The organism is Streptomyces sp. Root1310 (genome assembly GCF_001426425.1).
Classification (GTDB): Bacteria; Actinomycetota; Actinomycetes; order Streptomycetales; family Streptomycetaceae; genus Streptomyces.
The window spans coordinates 101,985-121,186 of sequence record NZ_LMEQ01000007.1 but is presented as its reverse complement, the minus strand read 5'-3'; the positions used below and the strand labels follow the sequence as shown (position 1 = coordinate 121,186).

The window sequence follows — 19,202 nt, the reverse complement described above, 5'->3', positions numbered from 1 at the left end:
GCCGACCTCATCTTTCTTTACGTTTCTCTGTGCTTCAGGACCTCGGCGAGGCTCGGCGCCTCCCGGTCCCGTCGGGACATCGAGGTGACCGGCAGCGGCCAGGGGATGGCGAGCTCCGGGTCGTCGAAGGCGATCGTCACGTCCTCGGCCGGATCGTGCGGGCGGTCGATCCGGTACGAGGTGTCGGTGGTCTCGGTCAGCGCCTGGAAGCCGTGTGCGCACCCCGCCGGGATGTACAGGGTCACCTGCGTATCGCCGGACAGCTCGAACCAGGCCCGGTTGCGGTACGTCGGTGAGTCCGGCCGCAGGTCCACGACGACGTCGAAGATCCGCCCGTACGAGCACCGCACCAGCTTGGCCTCGCCGGCGCCGGAGCGCAGGTGCAGACCGCGCAGCACGCCCCGGACCGAGCGGGACAGGCTGTCCTGGACGAAGGCGTCCGGGTCGAGGCCCACCGAGCGGACCACGTCGGCGTCGAAGGTGCGGCAGAAGAAGCCGCGTTCGTCGGCGTACGGCGTCGGCTCGAAGAGGTACGCGCCGGTGATCTCCGGGACTTCGGTCGCCTTCATGACGCCTTCCGTAAGGTGGGGGAGTGGTCGGCCGCAGGGAACAGGGCCGCGGTCAAGGAGTCGAACTGGCGGTCGAGTTGCCGGGAGACGGCCAGGTTCCGCTCGTCCAGGGTCTGCCGCAGCTCGGCCGAACGCTTCTCCAGCGCGCGGAACTGCTCGAGCAGCCGGTCGGCGTCCACCTCGCGGGCCGGGTGGCAGTACGCGCCGAGGCCCATCTCCGCCATGAGCGAGTCGCTCTTCGCCGCGTAGCACAGAGCGAGCACCGGCGTACCGGTCTTCAGCGCGCAGATCAGGTTGTGGTAGCGGATCGCCACCACGCTGTCGGCGGCCGCCATCTCCTTCATCAGGTCGGCCAGTGAGGACGGCTCGGCAGCGGTGACCAGCGGGGAGTCCACCGCGTCGAGGATCGCGGCGACCACCGACGCGTCGCACTCGTCACCGGTGAGCAGCCGGACAGTCCTGCCCTCCTCGACCAGCGCGCGGACGAACCGGACCGTCCCGTCGAGGTAGCGCCGGTATATCTCCTCGGCCCGGGCGCGGTCGTCGTTGCCGCCGTGGAAGTCCATGACGCCGACGCAGACCGGGCCCGGCGGGGCCGACGGGTCCGGGGGCGCGCTCGCCCGTGGCGTCGGCAGGGCGAACGCGAGGTCCGGGTGGACCTCGTCGCGCGCGGTGTCCACGCCCATCGCCCGCATCGCGTCGCGGGACTGCGCGTCCCGGTACGACCGGTACGCGGCCAGCCGCGCCGACCAGCGCACCAGAGCACGGGTCGGCCGGTCGCGGATCGTCGCGGCGCCGACGCCGACCAGCGCCACCCGCGTGCGCAGCAGCCGGCCACTCGCGCAGAGCAGGAACAGCGAGTACGGGAAGCCCCAGGGCCGCAGCGGCAGCGTCGCCTCCAGGACGCCCATGCCCGGCACGATCACCACGTCGTGCCGGCGTACCCAGGCGGCGGTGCGGAAGACGTCGACGAACTTGCCCAGGCCCTTCGCCGCCATCGCGCCGGCACGCGAGGCGGTGCGGTACTCCCCGCGGTACCAGTGCAGCCGCGTCGCGGGGATCCCGAACCGGGTCGTCACGGCCTCGGGTCCGCCGCACAGCGCGTCGACGGTCGCCTCCGGGTGCGCGGCGCGGAGATACCCGAGCACGGCTTCGAGCGATCCGTCGTTGCCGAGGTTGCCGGAGCCGAGCAGGCCGAACACCCCCACGCGCACCGGCGCCCCGTCCGCGGCCGTCATGTCAGCCGCCCCTCACGGCCGGCGACGAGCGCGTCGACGGAGACCGTGAGCAGGGCCGGATCGACCGGGGCGCGGTCCTCGATCCGCTCACCGGCGCCCGGCCGGACCCGGCTGGTCATCCAGGCGGCGAGGTGGCGGTAGCACGCGCGCCGGTCGGCCGGGGACAACGGCGCCCGCCGGATAGCCGAGGCGAAGCCCCACACGTACTCGGCGAGCAGCCGGGGCGTCGGGTGCAGCGGGCCCGCCCGGCGCGGGTCCAGGTTGACGCACCGCGAGCGCTTGGAAGGGTTCGCCCGCTCGGCGCGGGTGGGGTGGTCGCGGCGGAAGTACAGCAGCTCCGGCACCTGGTGGAAGGGCCCGTGCAGAGTGATCTCGGCGACGTAGGTGCGGTCCGCGTGGTGGTAGCTGTCCATCGGTTTCACCCGGCGCAGCATGTCCGCCCGCATCACCCCGTAGAAGTCGTCGCCGCCCGGCTCGAACAGCAGACTGCGGAAGCGCTCCGGCGCGTGCGGCGAGTCGGTGGCGAGCCCGTACTCGTAGGGGACCGTCACCCGCCCGTCGCCGTCGATGACCGCCTGGCCGGTGTGCGCGAGGATCATGTCCGGCCGCTCGTCCAGCGCCTGAACGCAGTGCAGCAGCAGGTCCCGGCCGTACAGGTCGTCGTGCGAGGCCCACTTGAACAGTTCGCCGCGGGATTCGGCCAGCACATGGTTGTGGTTCGGCGTGGCGCCGATGTTCCGGGGCAGCCGGATGTAGCGGATGCGCGAGTCCCGCGCGGCGTACTTGCGGCAGATCTCCTGCGTCCCGTCGGTCGAGGCGTTGTCGGAGATGACCAGCTCGAAGTCCTCGTAGGTCTGCCCGAGCAGGGCGTCGAGCGACTCGGCCAGGTACTCCTCGCCGTTGTACACGGGCAGGCCGATGCTCAGCCTGGGTTGCGCGGTCATGAGGTCCTCACTTCGGGAAGTGGATCGTGATGGTGCTCGCGCAGGGCCGACCGCAGATGCAGCCACCACACGGCAGAGCTGCTGACGGTCGCCGCGGCGACGCCCCAGGCCGAGCCGACCGTGCCGGCGGCGACCGCCCCGCCGAGCCCGCCGCCGACGTAGCAGGCGGAGGCGAACAACTGGCAGCGCAGGCTGCGCCGGGCCGCGCCGAGCGCGCGCAGCCCGGCCGCCGCGCCGGTGCCGAGGCCCGCGCCCGCGACACCGAGGGTGATCGGCACGATGAGCTCCGAGGCCGAGTGCCAGACACCGCCGAGCACCAGCTCGCCGAGCCGGCCGGGCATGAGCAGCAGCGCCCCGCCCCAGAGCAGCGCGCCGACGGCCTGCCCCCCGCCCAGCAGGAGGCAGAATCGGCCCAGTCGATGCGGGGCCTGCCGCAGCACCCGTGCCGCCTCGGGGACGGTCACCAGCGAAAGCCCCATGAGCACCGCCAGGAACGGCCCCAGCAGGAGCTCGGCGCCCCGCACCGCACCCACCGCGCCGACCCCGACGATCGCGCCGAGCCCGTACGCCCGCAGCTGGCTCGCGCCACTGAGGCTGACGTTCTCGACCAGATACCGGTAGCCGAGGTCGCGCTGCTCGCGCAGCCACCCGCGCGCCTCGGTCGTCCGGGGCCGGATGCCGGACTGGACGTAGCCGTACCCCGCCGCCACGGTGGCGGACGCGCCCCAGGCGAGCACGAACGCGGCCACGCTGCCCACACGGGCCGCCACCACCAGGGCCGGGACGAGCGCGACACCCCACACGACGTCGTTGACGAACGCCTTCCGCCCGGCGCCCGCGGCGAAGAACGAGTACCGCCAGGCGTCCTGGAGCAGCAGCCCCGGCAACATGACCCCCAGGGCGGCGAACGCGGGCCCCAGGCGGCCGCCGAGGCCGAGCCCGGCCACCAGACACACCGCGCCGATGGCCGCACCGACGCCGAGTGCCGTACCCGTCGACCGGGCCACCGCCCCGCGCCAGGACGCGTCCGGCACGCCGCTGAAGCGGACCACGAGCGGATCGGTGGCCAGCCCGCGGGAGACGTTGAGCACCACGCCGTACGTCACCCAGGCGAGGCTGAACACGCCGAACGCGGTCACCCCCAGCGAGCGGGCCACGTAGATGCCCACGGCGAAGTTGCTCACGCTGGAGGCCGCCTGGTCGGCCAGTCCCCAGGACAGCCGGCCGACGAGGGCCCGCCTGGCGGATCCGGCCGGTGGCGCCGTTGTCTGCGGGTTCTCCCCCTCGGTGGTCATCGGCGTCATGCCTTGATCAGCCCGGCGCCGTGCAGGGCGTCGGCCGCGACGGCGACCGTGTCGAACGGCAGCCCGGACCGCTCGGCGACGTCCAGCAGACTGTGCTCGCCGTCGGAGAGGTTGAGCACCCAGAGCATGGCCATCTGGGCCTGCTTGGTGTCGCTGCGGCCGCCGAGCGCGTCGTACAACCCGCGTCGGCCCAGCTGCGGCTCGCCGTAGGGGCTGAGGTTGACGTACCGCCGGTTGCGGTCAAGGACGGCGAACGCCTCGCGGCAGAGGGCGAGCGTGTCCGCCATCGCCTCCGGGGAGACGAACTCCAGGTTGTCCGCCGAGGTGTGGTACTCGGGGTAGCCGGCGTACGGGGTCCGGCTGAGCGAGCCCACGCCGAGATCGAACCCGGGCGAGCAGAACTGCCTCTCGTCGTAGCCGTACGGGGTGAACTCGGTGATGTGGTGCGGGCGTTCGGAGGCGGGCAGCACGTGTCGCATCACCCGGTCGATCTCCGCGTCGCCGCGCCTGCTCTGCTTGTACGTCAGCCGGCCCGGGTCGCCGGCGCAGGCCAGCACCAGCCCGTGCCTGACCCGTTCGATCCGCTCCGCGTTGCGGGCGAGCCAGGTGATCGCCCCGATGGTGCCGGGCGCGAAGATGAACCGGTAGGTGTAGTACGGCGTCCGCTCGGCCAGCGCACGGGCCAGGAAGGCCGCCACCGCGATGCCGGCCAGGTTGTCGTTGGCCAGCGACGGGTGACAGACATGGCAGGACACGATCACCTCGTCGGACACCTGCCCGGGGACCACGTGCTCGGCGTAGGTGAGGTGGCCGTCCGCCAGCGTGGAGTCGATGCGCACCTCGTAGTCGCCGTCCGGCAGCGCGTCCAGGGTCTCCTGGGCCAGGCAGAACCCCCAGTCCGGCTTGTAGTAGCTGGTGCGGTACGGCACCCAGGCCGGGTGATCCGGCAGGGTGTGCAGGTGTCCACGCAGTTCGGCCAGCGGCATGGTCGCCGACACCGGCACGCTGTAGCCGAGCACATGCAGGCTGGACGCGGCGAAGTCGACGACCCGGCGGCCGGCCGAGTCGGCGACGTACGCGTCCCGGATGTTCCACTCCTGCGGCACCGTCCAGTCGAGCACCTGCGTCCCGGTCGGCACCTCGTGCACCTGCAGCGGGACGTACTCGTCGACGATCTCCAGCGTGGCGCGCACCCCGTCGCCGGTGATGCTCCGGCACAGCGGGTACAACCGCTCCACCAGCGCGTACATCTGCTCGCCGGCCGCGGTCATCGGCGCCACCGCAGGGTGTCGTCGACGGTGCCGGCGTCGGACGCGGCGCGCAGCACGGCGAGCCGGGTGAAGCGCTGTTCGAAGCTCTCCCGGGTCAGCCCGTGTTCCCGGTAGGCGTCGGCGAGTTCGAGGGCTCCCCGCTTCACCGTCCACTCGCAGTCGAAGCCGGGCACCGCGGCGCGGAACCGTGAGAAGTCCACCCGGTACGACCGCGGATCGGCACCGTTCTCCCCGGTGATCACCACCTTCGCGCCGGACACCGCCTCGGCCACCTGGTCGGCGATCTCCGCGACGGTGACGTTGTTGAACTCGCTGCCGATGTTGAAGGCCCGGTCGTGCACCGCCTCCCTGGGCGCGGTCAGCGCGGCCGCGAAGGCCCGTGCGATGTCGGCGGCGTGCACCAGCGGGCGCCAGGGGGTGCCGTCGGAGAGCACGAGCACCTCGCCGGACAGGAGGGCGTGCCCCACCAGGTTGTTCAGCACGATGTCGGCGCGCAGCCTGGGCGAGAAGCCGAAGGCGGTGGCGTTGCGCATGTACACCGGGGTGAAGTCGCCGTCGGCCAGCTCGTGCAGGTCGTCCTCCACCCGCACCTTGGACTCCGCGTACGGCGTCACCGGCCGCAGCGGGGCGTCCTCGGCCACCAGGTCGTCGCCGCCGGCGGCGCCGTAGACCGAGCACGTCGACGCGTACAGGAAGCGCCGCACCCCGGCCTCGCGGGCCAGCCGGGCCAGGCGTACGGACGCGTGGTGGTTGATGTCGTAGGTGAGTTCCGGCGCCAGCGACCCCAGCGGGTCGTTGGACAGCGCGGCCAGGTGGATCACGGCGTCCACCCCGGCCACGTGCTCGGCCGTGACGTCGCGCAGATCCACCCGCGGCCCCGGCGGGTCGGCGGGTCGCGGGCCCAGCACACAGTCGGCGAACAGGCCGGCGTCAAGACCGACGACCTCGTGCCCGGCGGCCGCGAGGACCGGGGCCATCACGGTGCCCAGGTAGCCCTGATGTCCGGTCAGCAGTACGCGCAAGGTTCATTCCCCCAGGTCGAGAGTGAGTTTGGTGACGGCGAACGCCTCGGCGTAGCGCGCGTGGCATTCGATGCCGCGGATCCGGGCCAGACCGAGGAAGGCCTCCCGGTCGTACCAGGGCCGGTGCCGCTGCGAGGGGTAGTGCTCCTGCAGCAGCCGCACCTTCTGTTCGGCGATCTCCGGCGACAGCGGCTGGTACGCCGTGGGACGGCCGAGATCGCCGTCCCACTTGACGATCTCGTAGCCGAGCACGAGGTGGTCACGGAACGCGGTCGGTATCAGCTTCGCCAGGCCGCGGTGATCCTGGTGCGCGTCAGCGGTGCGCGGGGCCAGCACGAGATCCGGCTCGGTCTGCCCGCGCAGCTCCTCGACCGCCGCCTTGGCCTCCTCCCAGTGCGCGGGCAGCCGGCCGTCCGGCAGCTTGTGCACGGTCAGTCGCAGGTCGGCGCCCGGGCAGAAGGCGGTGAGCGCGGCCTGCTCCTCCTGCTCGCGCTCACCGCCGCCGCCGGAGAGCACCAGCGCGTCGACGCGGACACCCGGGTGCGCCCGGCACAGCGTCAGCAGCGTGCCGCCGGCGCCGATGGCGATGTCGTCGCAGTGCGCGCCCACCGCGACGATCCGGTTCAGGCGCCCGGCCCCGAGCCGGATCACGCGGTCCCCGCCCCGGCGCTCGCTGCCGCGCCGTCCCGTTCCCACACGGCCCAGGGGCGGTCGCCCCGGGTGTAGGCGTCGTCGAGCGCGGCCCGCTCCTTCACGGTGTCGGTCGGCTTCCAGAAGCCGCGGTGCTGATGCGCCACCAGCCGTCCCCGCTTGGCCAGTTGGGCGCATCCGTCGGCGACCAGGTCCCCGCCCTCGGGTATGTGGTCGAAGACCTCCTGGCGGAGCACGAAGTAGCCGCCGTTCTCCCACAGCGGCAGCTCGCTCACCGCGGTGATGCCCCCCACCAGCCCGTCCTCACCCAGATCCACACAGTGGAACGACGACTGCGGCGGCACCACCATCATCGACGCACCGGCGTCGCGCCGGGCGAACCGGTCGATCATCTCCGGCAGCGGGGCGTCGGTGAGCACGTCGGCGTAGTTGGCGAGGAACATCTCGTCGCCCTCCAGGTGGTGCCGCACCCGGCGTAGCCGCTCCCCGATGGGTGACTCGATGCCGGTCTGCGCGAAGGTGATCGTCCAGTCGGCGATGTCGGTGGACAGCAGCTCGGGCCGCCCGCCCCGCAGCACGAAGTCGTTTGACGTCGTCTCGTCGTAGTTGAGGAAGAAGTTCTTGATGTGGTGAGCCCCGTACCCCAGGCACAGGATGAACTCCGTGTGCCCGAAGTACGCGTAGTAGCGCATGACGTGCCAGATCAGCGGCCGCGGACCGACCATCGCCATCGGCTTGGGCATGTCGTCGGAGGCTCCGTTGCGCATCCGCAGCCCGTAGCCGCCGCAGAACAGTACGACCTTCATGCCTTGACCTCGACAATGCTCAGTTCCGGTATGGGAAAGACGAGTCGGCCGCCCCAGGTGTGCACGAAGGACAGCTGCTCGACCAGCTCGGCCCGCAGGTTCCACGGCAGGACCAGGACGTAGTCCGGTTCGTCGGCGGCTATCTGCTCGGGCGACAGGATCGGGATGCGGGTGCCAGGGGTGAACCTGCCGTGCTTGTAGGGGTTGCGGTCGACCGTGTACGGGAGCAGGTCGGGCCGGATGCCGCAGTGGTTGAGCAGGGTGTTGCCCTTGCCCGGGGCGCCGTAGCCCACGACCGTCTCGCCGCGCTCGGCCGCCTCGATCAGGAACCGCAGCAGATCCCGGCGCACCTTGGCCACCCGCGCGGAGAACTCGGTGTACCCGGACAGCTCCTGCAGCCCGGCGGCCTTCTCGCGGGCCAGCACGTCGGCCACCCGCCCGGTCGGCTCGCCGGCCACCTCGGCCGGCCGGGCCCACAGCCGGATGGAGCCGCCGTGGGTGGGCAGCAACTCGACGTCCACGAGGGTGAGTCCGCCGCTCGCCAGCGCCCGGGTCGCGGAGGCGACCGTGTAGTACTGGAAGTGCTCGTGGTAGATCGTGTCGTACTGGTTCTCCTCGATCAGGGTCAGCAGGTGCTGCACCTCGATGGAGACCCAGCCGTCGTCGGCGACCAGGGCGCGCAGTCCCTGGGTGAACCCGACGACGTCGGGGATGTGCGCGTACACGTTGTTGGCCACGACCAGGTCCGCCGGGCCGTGCTCGGCGCGGACGTCGGCGCCGGTGGCCGGGTCCAGGAAGTCCGTGCGTGTGGGCACACCCGCCTCCCGCGCCGCCGCGCCGACGTTCACCGAGGGCTCGACGCCGAGGCAGCGGATCCCGCGGTCCACCACATGCCTCAGCAGGTACCCGTCGTTGCTCGCGACCTCGACCACGAAGGCGTCGGCGCCCAGACCCAGCCGCCGCACGGTGTCGTCGACGAACGTGCGCGCGTGCTCCACCCAGGAGGTCGAGTAGGAGGAGAAGTACGCGTACTCGCTGAACGTCTCCTCCGGTGTGATCAGCGGAGGTATCTGCGCGAGCCAGCAGTCGGTGCAGACCCGCAGGTGCAGCGGGTACGCCGGCTCCGGCCGGTCCAGTTGGTCCGCGGCGAGAAAGCTCTCGCACGGCGGAGTCGCCCCGAGATCGACGACGCTCTCCAGCGCCGCCGAGCCGCAGAGTCGGCATCGTGTCATCTACTGCCCCCATCCCGCCCGCGCGGGTGACCCCACCGCGAGCCAGTGATCCTGTCCCCTGTCGGCGGCGGGCTGTCCCCGCCGCCGGACCGACCCGCGATCGCGGAGCGGTACCCCTCCACCAGGCGCTCGAGGCCGACGGCCGGGCTGAAACCCTGCTCGTAACGGCGCCGGGCCGCCCGGCCCATCTCTTGGTTGCGGTCCTCTCCGGCCGCGATCCGGCGTATGCGGGACGCGAGCGACGCGGAGTCGCCCGGCCGGTGCAGCAGTCCGGTCACCCCGTCCTCGACCAGTTCGACGAAGGCGCCGTGACCGGCCGCGACGACCGGGACCCCGGCCGCCATCGCCTCCACGACCACCAGGCCGAACGCCTCCAGCCACGTCGAGGGAGCCACCACGGCGACCGACCGCGCGATGGCCTTCTGGCACTCCGCCGTGTCACAGAGGCCGACGTACCGGACGTCGTCCCGGCCCGCCGCCCAGGCGGTCACCTCCGGCTCCAGCGGGCCCGTACCGGCGATCACGAGCGGGACGCCCACCCCGCCGTCGGCGGCGAGTTCGTCCCACGCGGCCATCAGCAGCCGTACGCCCTTGGCCTCGGCGAGCCTGCCGAGATAGAGCACATGCTCGCCGGGGCCCGTCCGGCGGGCGTCCGGGTCGGGCACGAAGTTGTGCTTCACCGCCAGCCGCCCGGCCGGCATCCCGGACCGCACCAGGACGTCGCGCTGGGCGGCGGAGATGCAGAAGAACCGCTCCACGCCGGACCACCAGCGCCGCCGGTTGACCGACAGGCTGACCGCGAGCGGCACCGTCGCCAGCCGGGAGCCGCGGTAGCAGCCGTGCCGGACGGCGGGCAGCGGGGAGGACCCGACGCACTCGGTGCACGGCCGGCCGTCCCGCTGCAGCGTGCCGGGCGGGCAGACCTGGGTGTAGTTGTGCAGCGTCGCGACGGCGGGCACGCCCGCGTCGGCGCAGGCGGCCAGCACCGCCGGCGACAGGAGCGGGAAGACGTTGTGGACGTGCACCACGTCCGGCCGCTCGGTGCGCAGCCGGGCGGCGAGCTCCGCGCGGACCGCCGGGTTCCACGGCACGAGCAGCGGTATCGCGGCCTTGCCCGGCAGGGACCGGGCGGCGATGTCGTCGCTGCGCCGCTCGAACACCTCGACCCGGTGGCCGGCCTCGCGCAGCAGCGCCACCTCCTGGTCGACGACCTTGTTCTCCCCGCTCGGCTGCGCCGAGGCGTAGCGGTTGTGCACCACGAGTACGTGCATGCTCAGGTCACCTCCGATCTCACGGCCCGTTGCGGGGTGCGTCGTTCGGGGACTTCGGGCGTCGAGAGGGGAGCGGCCCCGGCAGGCGCCGCCAGCAGCGAGGCGGCCACGGCCAGATGCAGCAGATACGGCGAGGCGTCGCCCAGCCCGGCCTCCGTGTACGACGCGATCGCGCAGTAGCTGATCAGGAAGATGGCGCAGGCCCTCGACAACGACGGCGGCCGCAGCAACGCGACACCCCCCAGCACGATGATGATCGCCGCGACCAGGGCGACGCCGGTCATGCCCTGCTCGTGGTAGACGGCCAGCCAGCTGTTGTCGATCGGCAGCCCGCCGAACGACTTGTCGCCCAGGCCCGCGCCGAACAGGTACTCCGACGTCGTGCGGGGTGCCGCCAGCAGGGCGTGCCAGACCTTGGCCCGGCCGGTGAGGCTGGTGAAGTTCTCCTGGCTCTGTCCGCGCAGGAACCACGCCTGCAGCGCCGAGCCGAACCCCACCGCGGCCACGGCGCCGCACAGCACCGCCCAGGCGAAGAACCGGCGGGCGGCGGCGCTGGTCAGGACGAGCGAGCTGATCGCCAGCGCCAGCCCGATGAGCAGACCGAGCGTGGCCGTCCGGGTGTGGGTCAGCGCGAGCAGGACGAGGGCCGGCACGATGACCACGGCCGCGCTGGCCCGGTCGGTACGGCGCCCCAGGACGAGCAGCACGCTGAGCCCGATGATCACCGCGGCGTACTGTCCGATCTGCGGCGGGGTGAGCGGCCACAACGCGCCCACCAGCCGGCCGCCGTAGAGCTCGGGCAGGGCGGCGCCCGGTGAGATGACCGCACCGGCGGCCACCGACGCGAGGACCACGAAGTACATCCTGATGTGGTGCCGGACGAACGTCAGGCCGCCGTCCCACCAGCGGCTGAGCAGCCACAGCGTGCCGACGAAGAGCGCCAGCCGGGCGCAGCGGAACAGCGCGCCGAACCCGGACTCCAGGTCCGCGCTGGAGATCACGCTCGGTACCAGCAGCAGGGTGAGCAGGAACCCGAAGGCGCTGGCCCGGATACGCAGCCGGAGATTGACCGCGAGCGCCAGCGTGAACGCGGCGACCAGCGCGCCCATGGTGACCATCTGGATGAGCGAGCGGGGCAGCGGGACGATGGTCTTCGCCCCGGCGGAGCCGAGCGTGTTGAGGATCAGCAGCCCCCAGACCGTCCCGACGATCTTCGACGTGTGGTCCGTGCCCATCTCAACCACCCGCCCGCGCGCGGAAGGTGCTGCCCATGTCCTGCTGGTACGGCGTGCCCTGCCACTGGACGGAGTCGAGTATCCGGCTCGGGTCGTGGGCGACGAACTTCCACGGTCCGAGGTAGACGTTGTCGTGCCAGCGGTTGTGCTGCTCACGGGTGATCGCCTCGGCCACCCGCTCGCCCTGGTACGGCGACCAGTCCGGATAGGTGCCGTAGTTGGCCAGCACAGCCATGCGGTCGCACTTCACCGTGCAGTCGACGACGGACTTGTCCAGCACGAAGCGGTTGCCGTGGATGTCCACCCGCTGGGTCTTCCACCGGCAGTCGGCGTACAGCGGGGCGGCGGCGATCGCCGGCTGCGCGCAGCGGCCGGTGCTCTTCACCAGCAACGTGCAGTCACCGGAGGAGGTGTTGGCCGGGCTGTTGCAGAACCGGTCGGCGTTTTCCCACAGGGTGATCCCGGACCAGTTGTTCTCCAGCACGTTCCGGTAGATCTCGATCTTGTCCGTGCGGGCCCGGATCCGTGGTTCGCCGCCGGACTCGGACAGGTAGATCGTCGCGAACGGGAAGTTGTCGCCGCGGTCGGCGTACCTGCGGCCCTCGACCCAGTTGTTCCGCCGGATCGTGTTCTTCCGGATGACCGCGTTGTAGCTGGTCTCGTAGATCAGCGCGGCACCGTCGTTGGCCTCGAGCACGTTGTCCTCGATGCGGAAGTCGTTGTTGTTCGTGTCCGCCCATAACCCGGCTCCCCGGTTGTCGTGCACCCAGTTACCGCGTATGTCGGCACCGTCCACGGCCCAGAACTTGACGCCTCCGGTGCAGCCGCAGCCCGGCCGCCGCCGCTCCCAGTCGTCCCTGTTGTTGCCCACGATCTCGTTGCCCTCGAGCACCAGGCCGCTGATACGGCCGGCGGCCTTGTACGCGTTCATGCCGTACTGACCGTTGCCGCGCAGGCAGCTCGCGCTGACCCGCTGGCGGGCGCCGGCCATCAGCCCGGCGCCGGAGTTGTTCTGGATCGTCGCGTGCTCGATCACCCACCCGTCGGCCGAGTCGTGGTTGACCACGCCCTCGTCGTGCGGCGCGACGAAACCCTGCACGGTCAGGTGGCGGATGGTGACGTCGGGGGCGGTGCCCCCGAACGCGTACTGGTTGGTCTTCCGGCCGTCGAGCACCGCGCCCGGCGCGCCGAGGTAGCTGTCCCCCTTCTTGGGGATGACCTGGGCGTAGCGGTCCGGGTCGAGCCGGTGCTTGCCCGGTCGAAGCCAGAACGTCGTGTTCGGGGGACTGCTCTTGGTCTTCGCGGCCAGGTCACCGGCCACCGCGGGGTCGACCGTCACCGCGCCCGCCGGTGCCTTGGCCGGCCCCGCCGCGGGCTCTGCACACACCCGGGCCACGGACGTGGCCGGCGCAGAGGTCGGCTTCGGCCGCGCGCCCGACGGGCTCTCACAGCCGGTCGCCGCCAGCAGGGCCAGCGCCAGCGGTGCCGCCGCCAACGCCCAGTGCCGCCTCTTGATCCCCACGCGCCCCCCTAGCCGCGGAACCTGAGCACGGTGGTGAACCCCGCCGCGCCGTCGGCGAAGCCGGTGCCGACCAGCGTCGTGGCGGGTTCCCTGCGCCCGAAGCCGGGGGAGTACCAGCCCAGCGGCGGGTCACTCTCGCCGCGATGCGCCCGCCAGTTCAACTCCCCGGGCAGCTCGAGCGCCGCGGAGCGGTCCTCGCCGTCCCGGGTCCAGGTCAGCTGTGCCCGGTTCCCCACCAGGTCGGCGGCGATCGCCGGGCCGAGGTGGAACGCCAGCCGCACGGTGCGGCGCGGGCCGCCCCGCACCTCGTCGACCACTCTCAGCTCCTGGCTCTCGGCCGTCAGTTCCACCCGGCGCCGGTGCACGGAGCGCTGGTATCCGTCGTGCTCGGCGCACCAGCGGGCCGTCCCCCCGCCGGAGGCGTCGGAGGTGTCCACGGCCAGGACGCGGCTGCGGGCATGCCGGGTCCACAGGAACGGGCCGCCGGAGACGGACTGGTCACCGCCGTCCAGTTGCAGGGTGTTGTGGCCGAGGGTCGACCGGAAGTACTGCCGCCACTCGGGCTGCCCGTGGTAGCAGTACGTCCCCGGGTCGGCGAGCACGTCGACCCCGTCGTGCCGGACCTCCACGGACAGCGCGTCCGCGTGCGCGTGCGCGGCGATGGACAGGAATCCGTGCGGACCTCCGTCGCAGCGGCACCAGATCTCCCCCGGGCCCCGCAGGATGGTCATACCCGCGTCGGCGAAGTGGGCCGGCCGGCTCGCCGGGCGGGACACGGCCGGTGCCGTTCCGTGCGCGTACGGCCGCACGAGCGCGGCCAGCAGCGCGGTGCGCACGTCCGTACCGGTCACCGCCGGCCACCAGGCGAGCCGGCCGAACACGGCGTCCCCGGTGGCCAGCAGCGAGGCCCAGCGGTCGGTGCCCTCGCCGTCCACGACCAGACCGTGCCCGTCGTCCGCGTCCCCCTGGCGCGGTGGCCGCAGCCTGCTGTCGACGATGGCGGCGAGCGCGTCGGTCATCCGCAGCAGCACCAGCCGGATCGACGCGGGGACCTGCACATCTGCGGCATCCGCCTCGGCCAGCGCGGCCAGGCCGAGCTCCAGCACCAGTCCGTGGTACTCGGTGGCCAGCTCGCGGTTGAGACCGGAGGTGAAGGTGTTGCGGCGCAGCTGCAGCTCCAGCGAGCGCAGAGCGTCGGCCCGCCAACGCGCCGAGGCGGGGAACCACCCGAACGCGCAGGCCGCGGCGAACTGCCCGGCGGCCTCGGCGACGACGTGGTTGTTCGCCGAAGACCCCCGGCTGGGGAAGGAGGCCAGCCAGTGCTGGTGGTGCCAGATCTGGCGCAGCGCCACCGGGTTGTCCTCGAACAGAGCGGCCACGCCCGGCCAGCCGTCGAGCAGCCGGCGGATCCACACCCAGGACAGCAGCCGGATGCCCAGCTCGATGCCGCTGGTCCAGTGCACCCCGCGCAGCGGCGCGTTGCCCGCCCACCACGACCGCAGGTGCTCGGCGACCCGCTCGGCGTACCGCTCGTTGCCGGTGACCGCGTAGGCGGCGGCGAGCACGGTGAGGTACTGATGCCGGGACAACTCCCAGATCTGCTTGATGTCCCCGGTCGCCTCCTCGTTGCGGTAGGGCACGTCGAAGGCGTAGCCCCACGGGGCCCGGCGCCCGGTCTTCGGGTCGTACCACCAGTCCGGGTCCACCAGGTCGTCGCGTTCCACCCCGAAGAACTCGGCGTGCCCGGCCATCAGCCGGTCCGCCTCGGCGACGAGACGTTTCGCGGCGTCCGGTGACACCGCGGCGATCGTCCCCGCGGGCAGTACCGCGGTGAACCGCGCGCCGGTCACGGTCGGGCTGTCCGGCCGCGCCGACCGCCACCGGCGCCTGCGCACCGCGTCGCCCGCCCGGCCGCCGATCTCCCGCGGCCCCATCCGGGACAGCCGCCGCAGATACCAGCCCGGACTGCCCGAGTTCACCGTCATCGCGTTCTCGCCAACGTCACCGGGGCGCCGCCGACCAGCGCGGCCTGCACGGCGAGGGTGGCCGCCGTGGTGGCCACCAGCGACTCCAGCGGCACCGGCATCGGCCCGCCGGTCCGCACGGCCCTGACGAACGCGGCCAGCTCGGCGGACTGGCCCTTGTCCCGGGCCTTGGGCAGCCGAGAGCTGACCCACCGCTTGCGGCCGGCGTCGTAGACAGCGGCACGGACGAAGTCGTCGAGCCGCAGCACCTTGCCGTCCGCGACCAGGTCCAGCGTCTCCTTGGGGAAGCCGGGGGAGCCGGTGGTGACGTAGCTGATGGTGGCGGTGGACCCGTCCGGGTAGCGCAGCACGACCTGCAGGTCCTCGTTGCCGCCGGCGGCGACGGCGTACACCGAGACGGGGTCGGCCTGAAGCAGCCAGCTCGCCGTGTCGATGAAGTGTCCGCCCTCACCGGCGAACCGCGAGCCCTCGGTGCCCTGCTGGAGGTACCAGCTGCCGTGCTGCAGCCGGCCCGCGTTGACCAGATAGCGCAGGCTCGCCGGGCCGGTCCGGACGCCGAACCGCTTCCCGGCCTCCTGCAGCAGCGGCGCGAACCGGCGGTTGAAGCCCACCTGCAGCCGGTCGTTGCCGGACTCCTCCACCGCCGCGAGCACGCCGGCCAGCTCGTCCTGGGTGAGGGCCAGCGGCTTCTCGACGAACACCGCCTTGCCCGCCAGCAGTGCCCTTCGGGTCAGTTCGGCGTGCGAGCTGTGCCGGGTGACCACGAACACCGCGTCGATGGACTTGTCGCCGAGCACGGCGTCGAGATCGGTGGTCGCCTCGGCGAAGCCGAACTTGCGCTTGGCGTTGGCCGCGGACAGCGCGGTCGTGGTGACGACGGTCGACAACGCGACGCCTTCGCGCTGTGCCAGGTGCGGCAGCAGCATCGACGTCGCGTAGTTCCCCGCACCGACGAACGCCAGCCGCACCGGCGCCTTGGCGGGCCGGGCCGGGGCGGACGCTCTGCCGCTGCGCGGCACCTCGGGCACGGTCACCGCCGGGGCCTGAGCTTCGCCCGCTTCCTCGTGCTGCTCCGGGTAGCGGAACAGCACGGCCACGGCCTTCAGTTCACCGTCCTTCAGACGCTGGTACGTCTCGACGGCGTCGTCGAAGTCGGCGATGTGGGAGACCAGCGGCTCCACGTCGACGCTGCCGCGGGCCAGGAGATCGAGGAAGCACGCCAGGTTGCGGCGCTCGGTCCAGCGGATGTAGCCGATCGGGTAGTCCCGCCCCTCGAGTTCGTACTCCGGCTCGTAGCGCCCGGGGCCGTAACTGCGGGAGAACCGGACGTCGAGTTCCTTCTCGTAGTACGCGTTCCACGGCAGGTCCAGGCGGCACTTGCCGATGTCGACGACCCGGCCGCGGTCCCGGCTCAACCTGGCCGCCAGCTCGACGGGTTGGTTGCTGCCGCCGCCGGCCGCCAGGTACACCTGGTCCACGCCGTGGCCGTCGGTGAGTTCGGCGACGGCCGTCTCCACGGCCGCGGACGCGGGATCGCCGCAGGCCGCGGCGCCCAGGCGTTCGGCCAGCTCGCAGCGCACCGGGTCGGGGTCTGCTCCGACGACGCGGACCCCCGAGGCGGCCAGCAGCTGCACCACCAGCTGCCCGATCAGCCCGAGGCCGATGACCAGCGCCACCTCCCCGAGCTGCGGCTCGCCCTGGCGGACGCCCTGCATCGCGATCGACCCGACGGTGCCGAAGGCCGCGTGGCGCGGCGCGAGGCCGTCCGGCACCCGGGCGTAGAGGTTCTTCGGCACCCAGTTCAGCTCGGCGTGCAGCGCGTGCTCGTTGCCGGCGCAGGCCACGAGGTCGCCGACCTTCACATCGTCGATCCCGGTGCCGACCTGCTCGACCACCCCGCACAGCGAGTAGCCCAGCGGCGTGTAGGAGTCCAGTTTGCCCATCACCTTGCGGTAGGTGGCGGGCAGCCCGTTGGTGGCCACGCTCTGCATGACCTTGGCCACCTGGTCCGGCCGGGAGCGGGCCTTGCCCAGCATCGACATGCCGGCCTCGGACACCTTCATGAGCTCGGTCCCGGTGGATATCAGCGAGTAGGCGCTGCGGACCAGCACCCCGCCCGGCTTGCATCCCGGCACCGGCACGTCGAGCACCGCAAGCTCGCCGCTTTTGTAGTTCTGAACAACCTGTTTCACCCGAAGTCCTCTGTCTCTACTGTCTCTACGCCGTCAGTGAGAGTTCTGGCCGGCCCGTGAGGTCGCGTCGCGATACCAGTACTCAAGGGTCAGCACGTGCCACAGATGCTTGGAGAAGTCCCGCTGCCCGGCGGCGTCCTCGGCGACCATCCGCGCCAGCGCGTCGCGGCGCAGGAGCCCGGAACGCACCAGCACACCGTCGTGCACCACCTCGCGCACCAGCGGCGCCAGATCCCGGCTCATCCAGGCGCGCAGCGGGGCGCTGAACAGGCCCTTGGGCCGGTACACGATCTCCCGGGGCAGGACCGAGGCGGCCGCCTCCTTGAGGACGGCCTTGCCCTGCCGTCCGACGATCTTGCGATCGCCGGGGAAGGCGAACGCCGCCTTGACCACCTCCACGTCCACGTAGGGCACCCGCACCTCGGTCGACGCGGCCATGCTCGACCGGTCGGTGTAGGCGAGGTTCAGGCCCGGCAGGAACATCCGGGCGTCGCCCAGGCACATGCGGTTGACGAAGTCGTCGAGCTCGTTGTCCTGGTAGACGTCCGCATGCTCGGTCAGCACGTCGTCGACCGTCCCGGCCAGGTCGGGATCGACCAGGGCGAGCAGCTCGTCCTGGTCGTACATGGTGTAGCTGCGCCGGAACGCGGTCTCCTCCGGCAGGTCGGCGAAGGACAGGAACCGCTTCGCGAAGCGCACCGACCGGTAGCCCCGGCGGGCCGTGGCGACCGGCAGCCGGTCCACGGCCCGGGACAGGCCGCGCCGCAGGGGCCGCGGGACGCGCTGGTAGCGCAGCGCGAGCAGGTTGGCCAGGTGCTTGCGGTAGCCGGCGAACAACTCGTCGGCCCCCATCCCCGAGAGCATCACCTTGACCCCGGACTCCCGGGCGGCCCGGCAGATCAGGTACGTGTTGATCGCGGCGGGGTCGCCGATCGGCTCGTCGAGGTGGTACGTCATCTGCGGCAGCAGGTCGAGCACGTTGGGAGCGATCTCGATCTCGTGCAGGTCGACACCGAACCGTTCGGCCACCTGCCGGGCGTACCGCAGGTCGTCCGGCATCGCCTCGAACCTGGCGTCCTCGGCACGGAACCCGATCGTGTAGGCGGAGATCCCGGGCCGGTCGCGGGCCGCGAGCGCCGTCAGATAGCTGGAGTCCAGCCCGCCGGACAGGAAGGTCGCCACGGGTACGTCGGAGAGCAGGTGGCGCCGGGTCGACTCCTCGACCACGGCGGCCAGATCCGGCTGTTCGCCGCTCCGGGCCCGCTCCTGCCCCTCGGCGGCGACGTCCTTGAGATGCCAGAACCGGCCGCGGTCCACCCGGCCGTCGGGCCGGAACCGCAGCCAGCTCCCCGGCGGCAGCTTCTCCGCCTCGCGGAACGCGCACCGCGAGTCCGGCACCCAGTAGTAGAGCAGCGAGGCCACCAGCGCCGCGTGGTCCACCTCCAGCGAGCCGCCGGTCGCGGCGGCGAGCGCCTTCAGCTCGGAGGCGAACATCAGACCCCCGCCGCGCCGGAGCAGGAACAGCGGCTTGATGCCGAGCTGGTCGCGGGCGAGCACCAGCTCACCCGTTCGCTCGTCGAAGATCCCGAACGCGAACATGCCGCGCAGCCGGGGCAGGCAGTCCGTGCCCCAGCGCCGCCAGGCCTCCAGCAGCACCTCGGTGTCGGAGGTACCGCGAAAGCGCACCCCGGCCGCCGCCAGTTCGGCCCGCAGCTCGGGGGCGTTGTACAGCTCGCCGTTGTACGTCAGGACGAGGCCGCCCGAGACCATCGGCTGGGCGCCGGTCTCGGACAGGTCGATGATGGACAGCCGCCGGTGCCCGAGGTGCACTTCGCCGTCACCGGCGGGGTGGCTGTACCGGCCCGCTCCGTCCGGACCGCGGTGGGCGAGGGTTTCGGTGAGCCGGTCGGTCACGATCTTTCCGTCCGGCCATCGGTAAGTGCCTGCGATGCCACACATG

At 72.3% G+C, this 19,202-nt stretch carries 15 protein-coding genes; all 15 read right to left on the bottom strand.

Annotated elements, in window-relative coordinates:
• Positions 1-17 precede the first annotated feature (17 nt).
• Genes rfbC through asnB form a run of 15 tightly spaced genes read right to left on the bottom strand, consistent with a single transcriptional unit; the run spans position 18 to position 19,201 of the window.
• On the bottom strand, positions 18-569 hold the full coding sequence (gene rfbC / locus ASD48_RS15880; protein WP_054237673.1) for a dTDP-4-dehydrorhamnose 3,5-epimerase: 552 nt from the start codon (positions 567-569) through the stop codon (positions 18-20).
• On the bottom strand, positions 566-1,807 hold the full coding sequence (locus tag ASD48_RS15875) for a polysaccharide pyruvyl transferase family protein (RefSeq protein WP_057602282.1): 1,242 nt from the start codon (positions 1,805-1,807) through the stop codon (positions 566-568). Before ASD48_RS15875 ends, rfbC begins: the two co-directional genes overlap by 4 nt.
• A complete protein-coding gene (locus ASD48_RS15870) occupies positions 1,804-2,751 on the bottom strand; it encodes a glycosyltransferase family 2 protein (RefSeq protein WP_057602281.1) in 948 nt (315 codons plus the stop codon). The genes ASD48_RS15875 and ASD48_RS15870 overlap by 4 nt, the downstream gene beginning before the upstream one ends.
• Positions 2,748-4,055 carry a hypothetical protein gene (locus tag ASD48_RS15865; RefSeq protein ID WP_079073781.1) on the bottom strand — a complete coding sequence of 436 codons (1,308 nt, stop codon included), beginning with the start codon at positions 4,053-4,055 and terminating at the stop codon, positions 2,748-2,750. Before ASD48_RS15865 ends, ASD48_RS15870 begins: the two co-directional genes overlap by 4 nt.
• The gene (locus ASD48_RS15860) at positions 4,052-5,335 is read right to left on the bottom strand and encodes a DUF4910 domain-containing protein (RefSeq protein ID WP_057602279.1); all 1,284 of its coding nucleotides are present in this window, start codon (positions 5,333-5,335) and stop codon (positions 4,052-4,054) included. Before ASD48_RS15860 ends, ASD48_RS15865 begins: the two co-directional genes overlap by 4 nt.
• The gene (locus tag ASD48_RS15855; protein ID WP_057602278.1) at positions 5,323-6,348 is read right to left on the bottom strand and encodes an SDR family oxidoreductase; all 1,026 of its coding nucleotides are present in this window, start codon (positions 6,346-6,348) and stop codon (positions 5,323-5,325) included. The genes ASD48_RS15860 and ASD48_RS15855 overlap by 13 nt, the downstream gene beginning before the upstream one ends.
• A gap of 3 nt (positions 6,349-6,351) precedes the next feature.
• Positions 6,352-6,999 (bottom strand): PIG-L family deacetylase, encoded by a 648-nt coding sequence (locus tag ASD48_RS15850; RefSeq protein ID WP_057602360.1) that lies wholly within the window; start codon positions 6,997-6,999, stop codon positions 6,352-6,354.
• A complete protein-coding gene (locus tag ASD48_RS15845; protein ID WP_057602277.1) occupies positions 6,996-7,805 on the bottom strand; it encodes a hypothetical protein in 810 nt (269 codons plus the stop codon). The genes ASD48_RS15850 and ASD48_RS15845 overlap by 4 nt, the downstream gene beginning before the upstream one ends.
• A complete protein-coding gene (locus ASD48_RS15840; RefSeq protein ID WP_057602276.1) occupies positions 7,802-9,037 on the bottom strand; it encodes a class I SAM-dependent methyltransferase in 1,236 nt (411 codons plus the stop codon). The genes ASD48_RS15845 and ASD48_RS15840 overlap by 4 nt, the downstream gene beginning before the upstream one ends.
• On the bottom strand, positions 9,034-10,308 hold the full coding sequence (locus tag ASD48_RS15835; protein ID WP_057602275.1) for a glycosyltransferase: 1,275 nt from the start codon (positions 10,306-10,308) through the stop codon (positions 9,034-9,036). The genes ASD48_RS15840 and ASD48_RS15835 overlap by 4 nt, the downstream gene beginning before the upstream one ends.
• A gap of 2 nt (positions 10,309-10,310) precedes the next feature.
• Complete coding sequence (locus ASD48_RS15830) at positions 10,311-11,543, bottom strand: hypothetical protein (protein ID WP_057602274.1); 1,233 nt, start codon at positions 11,541-11,543, stop codon at positions 10,311-10,313.
• A gap of 1 nt (position 11,544) precedes the next feature.
• A complete protein-coding gene (locus ASD48_RS15825; protein WP_057602273.1) occupies positions 11,545-13,065 on the bottom strand; it encodes a right-handed parallel beta-helix repeat-containing protein in 1,521 nt (506 codons plus the stop codon).
• 8 nt (positions 13,066-13,073) lie between these two features.
• Positions 13,074-15,050 carry an alginate lyase family protein gene (locus ASD48_RS15820; RefSeq protein WP_057602272.1) on the bottom strand — a complete coding sequence of 659 codons (1,977 nt, stop codon included), beginning with the start codon at positions 15,048-15,050 and terminating at the stop codon, positions 13,074-13,076.
• Positions 15,047-17,242 carry a bi-domain-containing oxidoreductase gene (locus ASD48_RS15815; protein ID WP_057602270.1) on the bottom strand — a complete coding sequence of 732 codons (2,196 nt, stop codon included), beginning with the start codon at positions 17,240-17,242 and terminating at the stop codon, positions 15,047-15,049. Before ASD48_RS15815 ends, ASD48_RS15820 begins: the two co-directional genes overlap by 4 nt.
• Positions 17,243-17,275: 33 nt before the next feature.
• Positions 17,276-19,201, bottom strand: a complete 1,926-nt coding sequence (asnB, locus tag ASD48_RS15810; RefSeq protein ID WP_057602268.1) for an asparagine synthase (glutamine-hydrolyzing) — start codon at positions 19,199-19,201, stop codon at positions 17,276-17,278.
• Between the last annotated feature and the right edge of the window lies 1 nt (position 19,202).

What these genes read in the sequence shown, in the direction of transcription:
- rfbC (WP_054237673.1), bottom strand. Translation starts at nt 569, where the DNA reads ATGAAGGCGACCGAAGTCCCGGAGATCACCGGCGCGTACCTCTTCGAG.
- ASD48_RS15875 (WP_057602282.1), bottom strand. Translation starts at nt 1,807, where the DNA reads ATGACGGCCGCGGACGGGGCGCCGGTGCGCGTGGGGGTGTTCGGCCTG.
- ASD48_RS15870 (WP_057602281.1), bottom strand. Translation starts at nt 2,751, where the DNA reads ATGACCGCGCAACCCAGGCTGAGCATCGGCCTGCCCGTGTACAACGGC.
- ASD48_RS15865 (WP_079073781.1), bottom strand. Translation starts at nt 4,055, where the DNA reads ATGACGCCGATGACCACCGAGGGGGAGAACCCGCAGACAACGGCGCCA.
- ASD48_RS15845 (WP_057602277.1), bottom strand. Translation starts at nt 7,805, where the DNA reads ATGAAGGTCGTACTGTTCTGCGGCGGCTACGGGCTGCGGATGCGCAAC.
- ASD48_RS15840 (WP_057602276.1), bottom strand. Translation starts at nt 9,037, where the DNA reads ATGACACGATGCCGACTCTGCGGCTCGGCGGCGCTGGAGAGCGTCGTC.
- ASD48_RS15835 (WP_057602275.1), bottom strand. Translation starts at nt 10,308, where the DNA reads ATGCACGTACTCGTGGTGCACAACCGCTACGCCTCGGCGCAGCCGAGC.
- ASD48_RS15830 (WP_057602274.1), bottom strand. Translation starts at nt 11,543, where the DNA reads ATGGGCACGGACCACACGTCGAAGATCGTCGGGACGGTCTGGGGGCTG.
- ASD48_RS15820 (WP_057602272.1), bottom strand. Translation starts at nt 15,050, where the DNA reads ATGACGGTGAACTCGGGCAGTCCGGGCTGGTATCTGCGGCGGCTGTCC.
- asnB (WP_057602268.1), bottom strand. Translation starts at nt 19,201, where the DNA reads ATGTGTGGCATCGCAGGCACTTACCGATGGCCGGACGGAAAGATCGTG.